Origin of the sequence: Modestobacter caceresii (genome assembly GCF_000761485.1) — a bacterium.
GTDB lineage: Bacteria > Actinomycetota > Actinomycetes > Mycobacteriales > Geodermatophilaceae > Modestobacter > Modestobacter caceresii.
In genome coordinates this window covers 1-287 of the sequence record NZ_JPMX01000108.1, presented here as the reverse complement: position 1 = coordinate 287, position 287 = coordinate 1, and the positions used below count along the sequence as shown (strand labels likewise).

Annotated in this window: 1 protein-coding gene; it reads right to left on the bottom strand. The window is 72.8% G+C overall.

The window, feature by feature from the left end:
- Nucleotides 1-287 (bottom strand): helix-turn-helix domain-containing protein (locus IN07_RS20075; protein WP_036339552.1); only part of this gene is annotated, 287 nt, incomplete at both ends.

Sequence of the window (287 nt, the reverse complement as noted above, 5' to 3'; positions counted from 1 at the left end):
AGCACCAGGGAGACCGCGTGTGCCCGGTCGCGGGCGCCCAGCTTGCGCAGGATCGCCTTGACGTGGGACTTCACGGTGTCCTCGGAGATGAACAGGTTCTTGCCGATCGCCCGGTTGGACTGGCCCTGGAGCAGCTCGTCGAGCACGTCGGACTCCCGGCGGGTCAGCGGCACCTCCGGGGTGAGCTCCCGCGACACCGGCTCCGCCGAGCCCTCCCCGCGACGGATCTGCGGGTCCACCACGGTCCGCCCGGCCCGCGCGGCCAGCACCGCCCAGCCCAACAGGGT